This is a genomic window from Methylocystis sp. ATCC 49242 (assembly GCF_000188155.2).
Lineage (GTDB): Bacteria > Pseudomonadota > Alphaproteobacteria > Rhizobiales > Beijerinckiaceae > Methylocystis.
The window spans coordinates 1,863,887-1,878,557 of the sequence record NZ_KE124774.1 but is presented as its reverse complement, the minus strand read 5'-3'; the positions used below and the strand labels follow the sequence as shown (position 1 = coordinate 1,878,557).

The following is a 14,671-nucleotide window of genomic DNA, read 5'->3' as shown; positions in this document are numbered from 1 at the left end:
TGATTTTTCACCCGAATGAATTATCGCTTGCAATCCCGGGCGGAAATCCAGGTTTAGAGCTGGCGTTCTGATCAGGTAAATCGGCGTCAATCGAGATCCCGGGCGCCATGGGCTTTCCCCGGGCCGATGCTTTGCAAAATCAAATCAACATCATTAGTGTTACGCGGCGACGGCCTAATTGCCTCAGCCGGGACGATCAGTCGCCGCCCCCGAGAATGAAATGGAGGGATTCGGACCGTAATCGTGCCGCCTTCCAATGTAAACAAATCGGGGTCACGCCTTCTGAAAGGCGCATATCGCTTATGACGCTGTGCGGTGGGACTTGACTCGTAGATCTAATGTGAGCGCACGCGCGACAACATGTTGCGACCGGGCCGCACGAGACATTCGTACCTGCCAGCCGCGAATAGGCGCAACAAGTTATCGGATTGATCAAAGGCAAAATCGGCAGGTGAGTAACCAAAACAAGCGGAGAATTGTTAATGTTGCATGGTAACGGGGAAACCTATCTGCCGGATCTTATCTACGATCTGGGGATGCACTATGCGCTGGACACGAAGTTCTATCTGGACAAGCGGTTTCGTGTAGTTTCACTCGAGGCAAATCCCGCTTTCGTCGAAGCGGCGCTTCAGGAGCATGAGGCCTTCGTGCAAGCAGAAAGGCTTGTCATCCTCAATCGGGCTTTATGGCGTAATTCGGCTGAGAAAATCTCATTCTATCTCAACCCGATAAAGGACGATTGGTCGAGCGCATTCAAGAGCCGGGCGGAGAAAGGCGGACACGCCAGCCAGGAAATCAAGGTCGACACCATCACGCTCAGCCAAATGTTCGATCTTTATGGCGTGCCCTATTACCTCAAATGTGATATGGAGGGAGCAGATGAATTGTTCGTTCAACAGCTGTTGGCTGACTCACGCCGACCGGCCTTTGTTTCGATCGAGGCGGCTTCTCTTGGCGCCCTGGCTGTTCTTTTTGCAGCAGGTTACGATCTAGTCCAAATCGTCAATCAAGGATTTAACAGCTCTTTAACGCCTCCAAATCCGGCGCAAGAAGGTGTGTTTGTACCTGCGCACTTCAACGGCCTCATGAGCGGATTGTTCGGACGTGAACTGCCGCGAGAGGGATGGCAAAGTTTTGAGGACGCAGCGAGGGATTATCTCGCTTTCAAGGAATTGCAGAAACACAACAGTCCGCTCGTGCATGGGTGGATGGATTTCCATGTCACGAGCAGCGCGACATTGAAAAAGCTGGGAGTTATCGAATAGACGCCAAAAATGCCGATTGTAAGCGTACGAGTCTTGAAACGGCAGAAGCAAGCAATTCGTTACGCGGTTGCGTGGCCTCGATCTTCAGACAGGAGACTGAGAACCCCATCGTCCGATCCTGGAAATGGAGTGAAATAGGAATGATCGACGTTTTGGATCTGACAGATAAGGCAGCTGTTATCGCAGGGCTCGCTCCTCGAAAGACATTTGTCGATATCGGAGGGTTATGGGGCCTGACGAACGAAATGGTGACTCCGGCGCTGAGAGCGGGGGCGGCCTCTGCGACTATGGTAGACATAGTTCCTCAGGGTCATTCGCTCTGGCTGGATTTTCAATCGAAACTGGCGGAACAGGGCGATCGCGGCGTGGCGTGCCTCACCGCGGACGCCTGCGCGCCGGAACTGATTGAGAGGATAGGACGTTATGACATATGTCACTCATCGGGCATCATTTATCACGTCCATTCGCCTTACAATTATTTGATCAATCTCCACGCGGTTACGAGGGAATATCTCGTTCTGACCAGTATGGTCGTCCCCGATGTCATAAGTGGCGACGACGGAGAGATAGATCTGTCTGGTGGACGCTTCTTGTCGACACATCAACTTGACGAAAAACAACAGTTGATTATCGGGTCTTATTTAAAACGAATGGGATTGCCTTACGAGACGATTATGCAGGACGCACAGAAGCTGATGTATGGTCCGGGGAAGCCAAATTTTGGCCCGTGGTGGTGGTTCTTTACGGCGGAAACTATTCGCCGGATGCTTTCAGCCGTAGGTTTCAGGCTTGTGAACGACGCTGAAACATGGGGTGGTCGCGCGCATAATTTTCTCTGCGCGCCACTCGTCGATAATGAGATCGAATCGCAGACGTCCGATTCTCGGGTTTCAGTTGCATCCACCGTAGCAACGGAAACAACTCGGCCACTTTCTCATATTATCGAGGCGCGAGAGAACGACGAGTCATTAGCGGCCCCCGCGATCAATCTTGCTTACGGCGAAGCATTGATTGACACTGGGGTTTGGGCAGAAGGAATTGAATACGAATGCCAGTTTTGGGCGCAATGGTTTCAGACCGCCGGCAGGGAATGGCCGGAGGAGTTTATCCAGCGAATGAAACCGGACACACCGATGGACGAGCGCATGGAGATGGTGATTGGCCGATTGGCTGCGGGTGACGGAATTCGCATATTGGATGTGGGCGCAGGGCCTTCAACCAGCCTCGGGACGCAATCGAAGCAGGGAAGAATTTATCTGAAAGCAGTCGATCCGCTCGCGAGCCTTTATGACGAAATTATTAGTGCCAGCGGATATTCGCCGCCTGTTCGCACCGGATTCGCACCGGCCGAGGCCCTCTACCTGGCGCTCGATGGATCTGAACGTTTCGACATCGTCCATTGCCGAAACGCTCTGGATCATTCGATCAACCCGCTTGTCGGCATACTGAATATGCTGAGCGTCACTAAACCTGGCGGGTTGGTCTATCTGCGCCATATTCCCAACGAGGCGGAAAGGGAAAATTATTGCGGATTTCACCAATTCAATCTTGAAGTTGATTCGGATGATTTCCTGATCTGGAACAAGCGATGGCGCTGGAATGTTGGCGAGTGGCTGCACGAGATTGCAAAGGTGGAAGTCATCCCCGGCGGGCTGGGCGCTGAAGTTTTGTTGCGACCGACGACAGAAATCGCCGGTTCTCTTCCCTATGATATTTCGAAGGCTGCGCTGGACGCGATCCGTCGCGAAGTCGCAAAAGGCGCCAAGAGCCTCTCGTCTCTGCTCAATGCTCGCGCGAGCGCCAGGATTTAGAGCCAGAAATGGGGCGTCTTCTGTTTCGAAATATCGGGTGAGGCGGCTGGTCGATATTCAAATGATACGGCATTGATGAAAGGGTGGTTTCTTGACCCAACGGTCAAAGCTATGTGCTGCGTCCTCGTGCTCCCCTGTGAAAGCCGCCGCCCGTTTCGTCAACGATTGCCCGAGGAATATGCGGCGAAATGGCAGGCAATTTCGTGGGGATAGAAAAATTCGATGAATGTTCGTCTCTTTGACCATTCCGCATCGCATTGGGGTCAATCCTGCGGTAACTCCGCGCGTGACACTGAAGGTCCCGGCGACGTTGGGCCTTTACGTGGATTTCGCCCGGGATCGGTCGCGGTCATGCAGCCCTATTTCTTTCCCTATGCGGGTTATTTCCGCTTGTTTGCCGTCTGCGAAGTTTTCGTAATATACGATTGCGTGCAGTTCCCGCGCCGCGGGCGGGTTCATAGATGCCAAATCGGAGGCGATCGCGAAAGGCCGACATGGCTGACGCTCCCGTTGGAGCGTCAGCCGCGCGAGACATTGATAAAAGACTTGCGTTTCAGTCCAAATGCACGGGAAGAACTCCGTGACCGCGTGGAGCGCGTTGCATGGATAAAGGGAGGCAGTAGCCCCGCAGCAGGCCTAATTCGTGAACTGCTCGAAAGACCCGCTTCATCTGTCATCGACTATCTTGAAGACAGCCTTCGTAGGGTCGCGGAGCTACTCGCGTTCGATATCAAGTTCATCAGAAGTTCGCGCCTCGCGATCGATCCCCAACTCCGTGGTCAGGATCGTGTCATCGCCATCGCCTCGGCGGTCGGCGCGAAGCGCTATGTCAATTCGCCGGGGGGCAGGCGGCTCTATGACGCTGCGGCATTTGCCGAAGCGAATATGGAGCTGCGCTTCCTGTCTTCCTATAATGGACCTTTCACCAACATGCTACACGCATTGATGACCGAGGAGCCTGGTGTAATTCGCGCTGACATTATCAATGCATCGACTCTCGATGTGGCGACGCCTCAGCAGCTACGATGAGTTTAAATCGCGCGGCAAACAGTAACCTGTTTCTTGGACGATTGCCCGTATACGGAACGGTCGAGGTCGCCAAATCTCTCGACGATTTCAAATCCGGCATGCGCGAGCGCCTGCTCGACTTCTCCGGGCTCGTGCTGCCACATTCTGTATCTTGTTTGGGCCAAAGGCGGCTGGTCCTTGCGAGCAGGGTCGATCAAATCCCATACAATGGTGATGAAACGCCCCTCCTCGCAATAATCCGTGTCTTCCCGAATTTCGAGACGTCTGCCGTCGGGGTGAACCAGTTCGCGGGCGAGGCGATTGCGCTGTGGGACGCGGATGTAAGTGAGATTGGGTCTATATATATCGAAGGCAAAGCATGCGGCTGCGGCAAGCAGCGCGCGCACCCGCTCAAATGCCTTTTGCAGGTCTGCGGTCTCAATGTGTTGCAGCGTATTGTAACAGGAGATTGCAAGATCGAAGCGGCCTTCGATCGGCGGCGACCGCAAATCGCCTTCCACCCATTCGATGCTCGCGTCACGAGACGCGGCGACGTCCAGCATTGCGCGGGAACCATCGACGCCAACGACGCGAACGGCTTGGCCGCGTCGCATGGCGCGCAATGCGCGGGCGACCCGGGTCGTGATCGCGCCCGTCCCGCAGCCAAGATCAAGCAGGGAACTCTGAGCCGGGTCCAAAAGGCCGGAATAGAAACTGACATGGTCATCGCGATTTCCGACCATAAGATCGTAATATTCGGCAAACCGGCTATACGCTCGCGCTTCGCTATCAATCATCGTTTTTTTCCAAATCAGAATGGATTTTCGATACACAAGCATCGGCGCCGGGCTGCGTCAAGGACGCGCGGGTCTTGCGCGGCGCGGCGGAAGGGCTTCACTTGCAGCGGGTGGTCAGAATGAACGCCGAAATCCGGATCGCAACTTTTGATGATCTTAGACTATGGCAAGCGATGGCGGCCAGGAGCGGTATTCCTTCGCACTCCTTTTCTTTCAATCGCGCGCTCTCATTTTCTGGAATCGATCCCCGGCTCGCGTTGGTTGAAGTGGGTGAAAGCGCACTGATTTTTCCGTTCTATGAACGTCGCTGGCGGGATGACGTCGACATTTGCACCACATTGTCGGTTTCAGGCGCCGTGATGCGGTCGCCGGGGCAAGAGTGTCTTTCCGCGTGGGCGGAGTATGGCGCGGCCAAGGGATGGGTCGCCGGGTATTTGCAGTTCGAGCCGGAGACCGACTTGCGCGCGGTCGCAAACGCGACGCCCGGCAACCAGGTGTTTCTGCTCGATCTCTCAGCTTACGATCTCCTAGAGAACACTGGGGCGATCATTCGACGCAAAATCCGGCGCGCGGAAAGACTCGGAGTTGCGCTTGCCGAGGAAAGGGAATCGCTGGCTGACGCGCTACGGCGGCTTTATCCGGAGACCATGGCGCGATCGGGTGCTTTGGCGCATTACCAATTTTCCCAAGAAACGCTCGATTCCTGGATATTCGATCGAGGCAGTCTTGTTGTGGGAGCGGCTATGGACGGCTGTGTGGAGGCGGTGGCGGTGTTTCCCTTCTTTGGCGAGCGGGCCGAGTATTTCATCGGGGCCACGAGCGCGGCAGGACGCGACTGGTCGGCGTGGCTGTTATGGCGGGGCATGCAGATGTTAAGAGATTGCGGAGTGAGAATTCTGAATCTGGGAGGGGGCGTAAAACCACAAGACGGACTTTATCAATTCAAGGAGAAGTTCGGCGGACGGCCGATGTCGCTACATGCGGTGAAGCAAATTTATAACCTCGAGAAATACCGCAGACTATGCGTCGAGTCGAATGCGCCGTTGGACGCCGAATGGTTTCCCGCCTATCGCGCCAAGGCTCTGGCGTCCTATCCGGTGAGGGAAACGAGGGCCAGCGAGCAAGGGCGGGGGTGTTGAGTCGCGCCGATTTACGCGGGCGGCGTGCCTGACTGACATGGCGCGTGGCCGTGTGTCGATTGGCTTGGCCGCAATCGTATGTTCCTGTTTGGGGACGGGCGGTTGTGGGACGCTCGACATTCGGTCAATGACCCGGCTGGCGCCTTCCCCGTTGGTAACATAAAAGATATAATGAGGTTGAGCATCCTTGACACGTCGCCGGGTGTCCTTCCGGCGGAGATGAAACATCGTATCTCATGGATAATCATTTTGGCCGATAACGACGAAATTTTGCAGCTTTTTCCTGGCGATCTCATCCATCACGCCCGATCAATGTCGGTCTGGTCGATATGGGCGCGGCGCCAGATGAAGCTGAAGTTGACCCAGAAATATGGCGTTCATCATGGTTTCGAGCTGTTCAGGGAGGCGATGGGTTATCCCGATTCTGCGCATCTGAAGTCCTTGCCTTTGCGAAGCATCAGGGAGGCGGCGACGCATCGGAGCGCTTTTTTTCATCTTCTGGAAAATGGCGGCGAGCCGGTCGCGCATTTACCGCCGCGTGTAATCGGTGACGGCAACCATCGTGTTGTCCATGGTTTTTCGCGGTCCTCATATGTTGCGGCCTTCGAGGGGGTGAAGCTTCTCGGCAGATCGCAGCTTGTCAATTCGGGCGACGAACTTCTGCTGGATTACGAAGGGACGGAATTCGACAGCATCGACGATGACATCGAGCTGGACGCCGCGGTTTTTCAGCGGGAAGGCCATTCCGCTTCTTTCATGGAGGGCGTTTCCGACGCGCCGCCGCTGCGGATTGACGAGTGTTTCAGCCTGCTCGGCCCCAACAGCGGTGCCTTCGGTCATTGGGTTGGCGAATACCTTCCTCGATTGGCTGTCGCGATGTCGAGCGGGATGATGCCCGATGTTCCCGTGCTGATGGACGCTCATATGCCCGAGCAACACCGGCAATCGCTCGCGCTGTTGCTGCCGGAGAACGCCGAGATAATCGAAATTGAGCCTAATACGGTCGTAGAGGTGGGAAAGCTTTGGTATTCGCCCACCTATTATTACGCGCCGATCCTCGTCCGGATGAACGATCGCTATCGCGAGGAGTTGTTTGCCGCGCCGCTCGACCGTTTCGCCCGCCTCGCCAATTTCATGACAGCTCGCTTTGTCGAGCGGTTGAGTGCGACGCCGGGCCTAGAAAAGATTTTTCTGGCGCGCCGCTACTATCTTCATCGCAAGCTTTTCAACGCCGGGAGGATCGAGAAAATCGCGGTCCGTAACGGTTTCACGATCGTTTACCCGGAAGAACATGATTTCGCCAGCCAGCTCAACCTCATCAGAAATGCGAAATTTGTGACCGGGCCGGAGGGTTCGGCGTATTTCCTTGCATTCTTTGCGAGGCCGGGGACGAAGATCGCCATTCTCAATCATCAATATACGGAATTGCTGGTCGGGGTGACCGCGCTTCTCGATGAATTGGGCATGGACACGACGGTCATTACCGGCCGCTTCGTAAAGGAAGATCTGGACTACCCGCATCATGGCGATTATCGAATCGACGAAACCGTGTACGAAGATTTTTTGAAGCAATGGACGGCCGATGCGTAGACCCCCGCAGAATTAATGCCGAGCGCGCGCGGCGCGCGGTTCAGCCCGCATGTGAGATGGCGGCGACGTAATCTCGCCAGCAGTCCATCGGCGCCGCGCGAAAGGAGTCGTGAAACGCCTCGTCGAACGGCGCGCCGCTCTCGAGGCTGCGCAGCAGCCGCCCGAAGGCGACGGGATCGCGCGCCCGCAGCCAGGCGATGAAGACAGCCGCCTGCCGGAAGGCCAGTCGCTGGCGGTAGGAGTAAGCGTCGAGAGCGCCCGTCGCCGAAGGCTCGCGCTCGAAGCGGATGTCGGTGAAATCGAACCACGGACGATCGTCGAGAATGACTGCGTAGCCGTCGCGGATCGCCTGCGCGGCCTCCTCGTCGCTGACGCCCTCGGCGCCGCCGCCCTTCGAAACCATCACGGCAAGGCCTTCGGTGAACCACGGCGGCGGGCGCGGCGCGTTGCGCGGTCGCCAGCCGAAGAAATGAATATGCGACAATTCATGGGTCAGCACGCCATCGAGCCGCGCGCGCTCTTGCCCGCACAGGGTCGGCGAAAGCAAGGCGCGTCCCGCCCGCGAAACGCCTGCGACGCCAGAGTCGCCGAGGCCGTTTGCGCGCGCGTAAGTGTCGAAGGATTCGTAGACTCCGATCAGCGGAGCTTTCGCGAAGGGGCGGCCATGCTCGCTCTCGACGCGTCTGAGCGCGCCGGGAAGGATCGCGGCGACCTCTTGCGCGCATGCGCGCGCCGCCGGCTCGAAGCGGATGCGCCCGTCGCTTTCGAGCGCGGGCAGGGCGCCCGGGTCATTCAGCTCGGCGAGGAGCGCATGACGCAACGCCGGCCTTGCCGTCAGGGAAATGACAACGGCGGCTATGAGCGTCAGCGCCGCCATCGCGGCAAACCGGAGGATGCGCATGGCGGCGCTCCGTTCGTGGACGACGCCGCCATTTTGCGCTCCCGCCGGGCCGCCGTCACGCGGCTTTCGCCTCTTTCATCAGTTCGACGAAGCGGCGGAACAGATAATGGCTGTCCTGAGGTCCCGGCGAGGCCTCGGGGTGATGCTGCACCGAGAAGGCCGGTCGGTCCGTCAGAGCGATGCCGCAATTGGAGCCGTCGAAGAGCGAGCGATGCGTTTCGACCGCATTCTCCGGCAGCGTGTCGCGATCGACCGCGAAGCCGTGGTTCATCGACACGATCTCGACCTTGCCCGTGGTGAAGTCCTTCACCGGATGATTGGCGCCGTGATGTCCTTGCGGCATTTTCCGCGTCCTGGCCCCGACGGCGAGCGCCATCATCTGGTGACCCAGACAAATACCGAAAGTCGGAACCTTCGCAGCCAGCAGGTCCCGGATGACGGGCGCGGCGTATTTCCCCGTCTCGGCCGGGTCGCCCGGCCCGTTGGAGAGGAATACGCCGTCGGGTTTTAGCGCGAGAATTTCCGCGCTCGTCGCCGTCGCGGGGGCGACGATAACCTCGCAGCCCTGTTCCGCCAGCAGGCGCAGGATATTGCGCTTCACGCCATAGTCGATGGCGACGACGCGATATTTCGGCGCGCCCTCGCGCGCGCCATAACCCGCGCCGAGCTTCCAGGTGGTCTCGCGCCAGTCGAAGCGCTCTTTCGCGCCCACGGTCGGGACGAGGTCCATCCCGTCGATGCCCGGCCAGGCCGCGGCCTTCGCCTTGAGCGCGGCCATGTCGAACCGGCCGTCCGGCGAGTGGGCGATGACGGCGTTCTGCATCCCCTTTTCGCGGATCAGCGCCGTCAGCGCGCGCGTGTCGATTCCGCAAAGAGCCACGATCCCGCGCTTCTCGAGCCAGCTCGTCAGCGTCGACTCGGCGCGGAAATTGGATGGGTCCGTCACCGGCGCGCCGAAAATCGCGCCGACCGCGCCGGCGCTGCGGGCGAGATCGACCGTCTCGATGTCGTCCTCATTGGCCCCGACATTGCCGATGTGCGGGAAGGTGAAAGTGACGATCTGCGCGGCGTAGGACGGGTCGGTGAGAATTTCCTGATAGCCTGTCATGGCGGTGTTGAAGCAGACCTCGCCCACCGCCTCGCCGACGGCGCCAAGGCCGTAGCCCTCGATAACCTCGCCGCTCGCGAGCACCAGCACGCCGGTGTGCACCGGCTTCGTCCAGCCATTGTCTTGATTGACGCTCATGTTCCGCTCTATTCCCTGTTGACCGTGGATTTAGTCCATCCGACCCCGAAATGGAAACCCTATGCGCGAGAAGATCACCCAGGACCTGAAAGACGCAATGAAGGCAGGCGACCGCGCCAAGGTGGACGCCCTGCGCCTCATCAATGCGGCGCTCAAGGACAAGGATATCGAGGCGCGCGGGGCGGGCAAGACGCTCACAGGGGACGATGTGCTGGCCCTGCTTCAGAAGATGATCAAGAGCCGGCAGGAATCGCTCGACATCTATGAGAAGGCCGGCCGCGAGGATCTCGCTTCGAAGGAGCGCGGCGAAATCGCCGTGATCTCCGCCTATCTGCCGCAGCAGCTCACCGAAGCCGAGGCGGCGGAGGCGATAAAGGCGGCCATCGCCGAGGTGGGCGCGGCGTCCATCAAGGACATGGGCAAGGTCGTCGCCGCGCTCAAGGCGAAATACACGGGCCGCATGGACTTCGCCAAGGCCAGCGCAGCGGTCAAGGCGGCGCTGAACGGGTAATCGGCGCCGGCTGAGCCTCGGCCGCTAGGACCACATTGCGAAAAAGTGATGGGGCGGGCCGCGGCCGTCTCCCAATTCGAGCGCCTCCGCCGCCGCCAGAGCGCCCTCCAGCCAGACCTTCGCCGCGGCGATGGCGTCGATGAGCCCCGTGCCCTTGGCGAGTTCGGCGGCGATGGCGGAGGAGAGCGCGCAGCCTGTGCCATGGGTGTGGCGCGTCTCGACGCGGCGGCCATGGAAAACGCGGATCTCGGCGCCGTCGGCGAGCACGTCGAGGGGTTCGCCCGCAAGGTCGCCGCCCGTAACAAGCACGGCGCGCGCGCCGGCGTCGGTCAGCAGACGCCCCTGCGCCGCCATTTCATCGAGCGTGCGGGCAAGCGGCGTGTCGGTGAGCGCGCTCGCTTCATGTAGGTTGGGCGTGACGAGCCGGGCGAGGGGCAGCAGCGTCGTGGAGAGGGCCGTCTCCAGACCTGCCAAGGCGAGGCTGACGCCCTGCGTTGGAACGAGCACCGGATCGAGCACGACATTTAGCGGCGCTTCCCCCAGCGCGCCGGCTATCGCCCGGGCGATTTCCGGCGTTGCGACCATGCCGATCTTGATGGCGTCCGGCCGAATGTCCGACATCACCGCCTCGATCTGCGCCGCGACAATGTCCGGCGCGACGGGGAAGGCCGCCGTTACGCCGCGCGTGTTTTGCGCGGTGAGCGCGGTGACCGCCGCCATGCCGTAACAGCTGAAGGCGGAAAAGGTCTTGAGGTCGGCTTGCACGCCCGCTCCGCCCGAAGGGTCGGACCCGGCTATGGAGAGGAGCTTCGGGATTCGGGCCTGCATGAGTCCTAGTTAGCGCAGTCGCTCTGCTCGCCCAAGCGTCGGACACCGTACGGACCGCGTTCGCGCGTCTTTCGGCTTCCCCGTCGCCGTTTCGCCGCGTAACGGCCTCGAACTTCTCATCTTTCGTGAACGCGACGCTAATCTTTACGATGCAATTTCATTGCTCGATATCGCCGCCGCGCCCCGGCATGCATGCTCCCGCCTTGCTGCGGAGGGAAATTCGAAGGTTGGAGAAATGAAGAGGATCTTCTGTCTTTTCGCCATTCTGATACTGGCGTCGCTACAAACGCGCGCCGCCGACGCGGCGCCGAACTGGACCGTCTACAGGGACGTCAGATATGGCGTGAGCGAACAGGAGAAGGCGGATCTTTATCTGCTCAACAGGGGCGTGAACCCGGTCGTCGTCATGATCCACGGCGGCGGATGGCAGGGCGGCGACAAATCTTCCTACGCCGGCTACTACGCAGAAATGTACGCCCGGGCGGGCTTCCATGTGGTGGCGATCAATTACCGCCTTGCGAAATACGGCGATCGCTCGACTCAATGGAACGCCCAGTTGCAGGACGTGCAGCTGGCGATACGCTGGCTGCGCCAATATGCGAGCGCGTTGCGGATCGACCCCGCCCGCATCGGCGCTGTCGGCGACTCCGCCGGCGGCCATCTCGCATTGTTTCTAGGGTCTCTCGCGACGTCGGCCCCGAATATGACGGGCGGGATCGATCGCGCGGCCTTCTTCCCGGCCCTGTCGCCGAAGGTGTCGGCGGTGGTGGACATGTTCGGACCAACCGATCTCACCCGGCCTGAAATGTATACGCAGCTTGCGCCTTCGGCTCTGTTCGGCGCGCGGCCCTACCCGGTGGTTCCGAATCTGTATCGTAACGCGTCGCCTATCTTCACTTTGAGCACACGGACGGCGCCCGCCTGCGTCGTCCACGGCACCCTCGATCCGGTCGTCCCGGTGTCGCAGTCGCTCTCCCTGATCAGCAGACTGTCGCAGCTCGGCGTGTCCTACAAATTCATCCCCTTCCTCGGCGGCCATTCATTCTCGGGCCTCTCAGGGACGCAGAGAACCGCCATCGACCGCGCCGCCTTGCTCTGCATAAGCAACATCTTGCGGCCCAATCCATTAAATGCCCTCTGAATCTGCGCGCCGCGCCACCGAAAGCGTGACTGGCCTTCAAGGTAGAGACGCCCGGCGCGGAGCAAGGCTCCGCGCCGCGACGAGCCCTGTCAGCCGTGAGACTTCGGCAGCGTCAACACGCCGGCGTCGCCATTCTCCGCGCCGAAAGCAAGTCGCGCGCCCCTCGCATCCCATGCGAGCGCGCTGATGCGGGCGTTTTTCGAGTCCTCCGCCATGCGGCGCACGAGGATTTCCGAGCCGTCGGAGATGCGGGCAAGCATGACGAGCCCGTCGTCATAGCCGATGGCGACGACCAGCGCGCCGGGATGGAAGGCGACGCGCGTCACCGGCACGTTCACGCGCACGCCGCATTCGCGCGGCGCCTGTCCCATGGGGCCGTCCTTGCCGGAGAAGGGCCAGATGATGCAGGCGTCCGCGCCCGAGGTGGCGAGCCATTTCCCGTCATGCGACCAGGAAAAGCTGCGGGTCTTCCCCGGATAGCCCGCCATGCGCATGTGCTTGCCGTCCGCGACGCGCCAGCCGTGGAGCGTGTTCTCCTGCATGGAGGTGACGAGGAATCGCCCGTCCGGCGAAATCGTCGCGTCGAGATGCGAGCCGTTCCAGCTGAGCAATTCCGGCTTGCCGGCGTTGGGGAACCAGAGGGTCGCGCCATTGTAATGCGCGATGGCGAGGCGGTAGCCCTTGGGGAAGAAGGCGAGGCCTCGCGAAGTCGACGGTATGTCGAGGGATTTCTCCTCGCCTTTGGCCGAGCGCGCCCGCACCCAGCGACCCGCCGACCAGGCGATGGCGCCTTCATGCAGCGCCACGGCGTCGATCCATTTGCCCTTCTCGTCGACGATCGTTTCGCAGGCGCCGCTCTCGTCGGTCGTGACCACGCGCCCGTCGTCTCCGCCCGTGACGATGCGGCGCCCGTCACTCGCGACGACGAGGATAGAGGCTTCGGGATGCGCAGGAACGCGCCGCCCCTCCACACCATCGCCAAAACGCAATTGGCCGTCGGCCAGCGCGAAAACGGGCGTATCCCCGAGAAACGCCGCGCCTGCCGCGGCCTCGCCGAGAGCGATGGTCTCGACGTTGGAGGTCAGAGTCGGATAGTCGGTCACGAAAGCTCTCTCGTCAGGCGCCCTCTTGCGCGGGCGCGCCCCAGCCGGCCGGCAGGCGCGGGCGGCGCTTGCGGAACTGGCCGCGCGTCACCAGCGCGAAAGCGATGGCGTCAAGTCCTGCGAGGGTCAGCCACCAGAGCTGCTCCGCCGCCGGTCCCAATAGGCAGATGACGAAGCCGGCGCCAAGTCCGCCGAGCAGAAAGGGCGCAAGCGCCGGCCGCGTTCCGCCGACCGCGAGGCTCGCCCGCACGGCGACCAGCGCCAGCGCCGCCGCGCCGAGAACGCCGAGGTCGAACCAGATCTGGAAAATCAGGCTGCGCGGCGTCGCCGGCGTGAGATAGCCGCCCAGAACGCCCCAGGTCGCGGCGCCGAAGCCATGGCCGATCAGCGTGCGCGGCCCATCGCTCGCGATCATGTGGCCCCAGAAGGCGAGGTGCTTGAAGAATGTCGGCGGACTCTCGGGCCAGACAAGATGCGTCGTGAAGGCGGCGAGCGGGGCGAGCAGGATGATCGCCGCCATCAGCGCGGCGAGCGCCATGGACATCTGCCGGGCGCGGCCGAAGGCGGTGGCGAAGACGACCGCGCCGCCGGCCAGCGCCGGAAGGGCGTTGGGAGCCTTCGACAGATAACAGGCGAGGATCGTGCCCACCCCCAGCGCCGCAGCCGAATACCAGCGGCCGCGCACGGCGAGCGCGCCCATCGCGGGCCAGACGAGCAGCGCGAGCCCGAGCCCCGCGCGGGCGAGGGGGCCGACGTCGAGAATGTCCTCGATCGAATATTGCGGTTTCAGCAGCAGCGTGATCGCGACCAGCGCCACCGCAGCGATCGCTGCGCCGATCGGCAGAAGATTGAGATTCGACGTCTTGGTGCGCAGCGGCAGAAAGCCGGTCGCCACGGCGACGAGTCCCAACGTATCGACAGCCTTGCCGAATCGCTCGCCCGGGCCGCTGAAGGGCGTCCAGAGCAGGGAAAGCCCGGTCCAGAGCACGAGCAGCATGGCGGCGAGCATGGGCGGCGACAGCAGGATCGCGCGCAGCGACCGGCCGGCGCGCGCGTCCTCCGAGAGGCTGGCCGAAATGAGCAGCAGCGCCGCCCCGATCGGCAGAAGGATATAAACGGTCTGGCGCGCGAGGATGGGCGCGACGAGCGAGATCACGAACAGCAGGAAGACGCCCACGCGCAGCAGGAGGCGGGCGGCTTCCTCCGCGGGGTCGTCGGCGGGGCGTCGTGAAAACGTAAACATCGGACTGGCGCTGCGGAGTGGGAGCTGAATCGGGCTTGGTCGGAGACCTTAAAATGAAATGGCGGAGCATGTGTGTGTTGCAACGCAC

The 14,671-nt window shown here is 60.9% G+C and carries 13 protein-coding genes; 7 read left to right on the top strand and 6 right to left on the bottom strand.

The window, feature by feature from the left end:
- Positions 1 to 482 precede the first annotated feature (482 nt).
- From MET49242_RS11360 to MET49242_RS11350, 3 genes are all read left to right on the top strand, one after another.
- A complete protein-coding gene (locus tag MET49242_RS11360) occupies positions 483 to 1,265 on the top strand; it encodes an FkbM family methyltransferase (protein ID WP_051134146.1) in 783 nt (260 codons plus the stop codon).
- A gap of 140 nt (positions 1,266 to 1,405) precedes the next feature.
- The gene (locus MET49242_RS11355) at positions 1,406 to 3,076 is read left to right on the top strand and encodes a bifunctional 2-polyprenyl-6-hydroxyphenol methylase/3-demethylubiquinol 3-O-methyltransferase UbiG (protein ID WP_036283027.1); all 1,671 of its coding nucleotides are present in this window, start codon (positions 1,406 to 1,408) and stop codon (positions 3,074 to 3,076) included.
- A gap of 351 nt (positions 3,077 to 3,427) precedes the next feature.
- Positions 3,428 to 4,105, top strand: coding sequence for a WbqC family protein (locus MET49242_RS11350; protein WP_051134145.1), 678 nt, complete (start codon positions 3,428 to 3,430; stop codon positions 4,103 to 4,105).
- Between the two features lie 2 nt (positions 4,106 to 4,107).
- On the opposite strand, the gene MET49242_RS26615 is transcribed toward MET49242_RS11350, so the two are convergent.
- The gene (locus MET49242_RS26615) at positions 4,108 to 4,827 is read right to left on the bottom strand and encodes a trans-aconitate 2-methyltransferase (protein WP_371212549.1); all 720 of its coding nucleotides are present in this window, start codon (positions 4,825 to 4,827) and stop codon (positions 4,108 to 4,110) included.
- A gap of 173 nt (positions 4,828 to 5,000) precedes the next feature.
- Here MET49242_RS26615 and MET49242_RS11340 point away from each other — a divergent pair, with 173 nt between their 5' ends.
- The gene (locus MET49242_RS11340) at positions 5,001 to 6,020 is read left to right on the top strand and encodes a GNAT family N-acetyltransferase (protein WP_144259593.1); all 1,020 of its coding nucleotides are present in this window, start codon (positions 5,001 to 5,003) and stop codon (positions 6,018 to 6,020) included.
- A gap of 249 nt (positions 6,021 to 6,269) precedes the next feature.
- Positions 6,270 to 7,610: a DUF563 domain-containing protein gene (locus MET49242_RS11335; RefSeq protein ID WP_158497290.1), complete on the top strand. Its 1,341-nt coding sequence runs from the start codon at positions 6,270 to 6,272 to the stop codon at positions 7,608 to 7,610.
- A gap of 40 nt (positions 7,611 to 7,650) precedes the next feature.
- Here MET49242_RS11335 and MET49242_RS11330 read toward each other — a convergent pair whose 3' ends face one another.
- Positions 7,651 to 8,511 (bottom strand): hypothetical protein, encoded by an 861-nt coding sequence (locus tag MET49242_RS11330; RefSeq protein ID WP_051134143.1) that lies wholly within the window; start codon positions 8,509 to 8,511, stop codon positions 7,651 to 7,653.
- A gap of 55 nt (positions 8,512 to 8,566) precedes the next feature.
- Complete coding sequence (gene carA / locus MET49242_RS11325; protein ID WP_036283020.1) at positions 8,567 to 9,757, bottom strand: glutamine-hydrolyzing carbamoyl-phosphate synthase small subunit; 1,191 nt, start codon at positions 9,755 to 9,757, stop codon at positions 8,567 to 8,569.
- Between the two features lie 61 nt (positions 9,758 to 9,818).
- Between carA and MET49242_RS11320 the strand changes: the two genes are divergently transcribed.
- Positions 9,819 to 10,268 carry a GatB/YqeY domain-containing protein gene (locus MET49242_RS11320; RefSeq protein WP_036283018.1) on the top strand — a complete coding sequence of 150 codons (450 nt, stop codon included), beginning with the start codon at positions 9,819 to 9,821 and terminating at the stop codon, positions 10,266 to 10,268.
- A 24-nt stretch (positions 10,269 to 10,292) separates the two neighbouring features.
- Here MET49242_RS11320 and thiD read toward each other — a convergent pair whose 3' ends face one another.
- On the bottom strand, positions 10,293 to 11,096 hold the full coding sequence (thiD, locus tag MET49242_RS11315; RefSeq protein WP_036283016.1) for a bifunctional hydroxymethylpyrimidine kinase/phosphomethylpyrimidine kinase: 804 nt from the start codon (positions 11,094 to 11,096) through the stop codon (positions 10,293 to 10,295).
- 235 nt (positions 11,097 to 11,331) lie between these two features.
- On the opposite strand from thiD, the gene MET49242_RS23375 reads away from it, so the two are divergent.
- Entirely contained in the window at positions 11,332 to 12,237 is a 906-nt protein-coding gene (locus MET49242_RS23375; protein ID WP_144259592.1) for an alpha/beta hydrolase, read from the top strand.
- Between the two features lie 89 nt (positions 12,238 to 12,326).
- On the opposite strand, the gene MET49242_RS11295 is transcribed toward MET49242_RS23375, so the two are convergent.
- Both MET49242_RS11295 and MET49242_RS11290 read right to left on the bottom strand, forming a co-directional pair.
- Positions 12,327 to 13,340: a WD40 repeat domain-containing protein gene (locus tag MET49242_RS11295; protein WP_036283008.1), complete on the bottom strand. Its 1,014-nt coding sequence runs from the start codon at positions 13,338 to 13,340 to the stop codon at positions 12,327 to 12,329.
- Positions 13,341 to 13,353: 13 nt separating this feature from the next.
- The gene (locus MET49242_RS11290; protein WP_036283006.1) at positions 13,354 to 14,583 is read right to left on the bottom strand and encodes a hypothetical protein; all 1,230 of its coding nucleotides are present in this window, start codon (positions 14,581 to 14,583) and stop codon (positions 13,354 to 13,356) included.
- Positions 14,584 to 14,671: the final 88 nt, after the last annotated feature.

Coding starts and splice junctions, on each gene's coding strand:
- thiD (WP_036283016.1), bottom strand. CDS start 11,096: ATGCAGGCCCGAATCCCGAAGCTCCTCTCCATAGCCGGGTCCGACCCT.
- MET49242_RS23375 (WP_144259592.1), top strand. CDS start 11,332: ATGAAGAGGATCTTCTGTCTTTTCGCCATTCTGATACTGGCGTCGCTA.
- MET49242_RS11340 (WP_144259593.1), top strand. CDS start 5,001: ATGAACGCCGAAATCCGGATCGCAACTTTTGATGATCTTAGACTATGG.
- MET49242_RS11290 (WP_036283006.1), bottom strand. CDS start 14,583: ATGTTTACGTTTTCACGACGCCCCGCCGACGACCCCGCGGAGGAAGCC.
- carA (WP_036283020.1), bottom strand. CDS start 9,757: ATGAGCGTCAATCAAGACAATGGCTGGACGAAGCCGGTGCACACCGGC.
- MET49242_RS11330 (WP_051134143.1), bottom strand. CDS start 8,511: ATGCGCATCCTCCGGTTTGCCGCGATGGCGGCGCTGACGCTCATAGCC.
- MET49242_RS26615 (WP_371212549.1), bottom strand. CDS start 4,827: ATGGTCGGAAATCGCGATGACCATGTCAGTTTCTATTCCGGCCTTTTG.
- MET49242_RS11320 (WP_036283018.1), top strand. CDS start 9,819: ATGCGCGAGAAGATCACCCAGGACCTGAAAGACGCAATGAAGGCAGGC.
- MET49242_RS11360 (WP_051134146.1), top strand. CDS start 483: ATGTTGCATGGTAACGGGGAAACCTATCTGCCGGATCTTATCTACGAT.
- MET49242_RS11350 (WP_051134145.1), top strand. CDS start 3,428: ATGCAGCCCTATTTCTTTCCCTATGCGGGTTATTTCCGCTTGTTTGCC.
- MET49242_RS11355 (WP_036283027.1), top strand. CDS start 1,406: ATGATCGACGTTTTGGATCTGACAGATAAGGCAGCTGTTATCGCAGGG.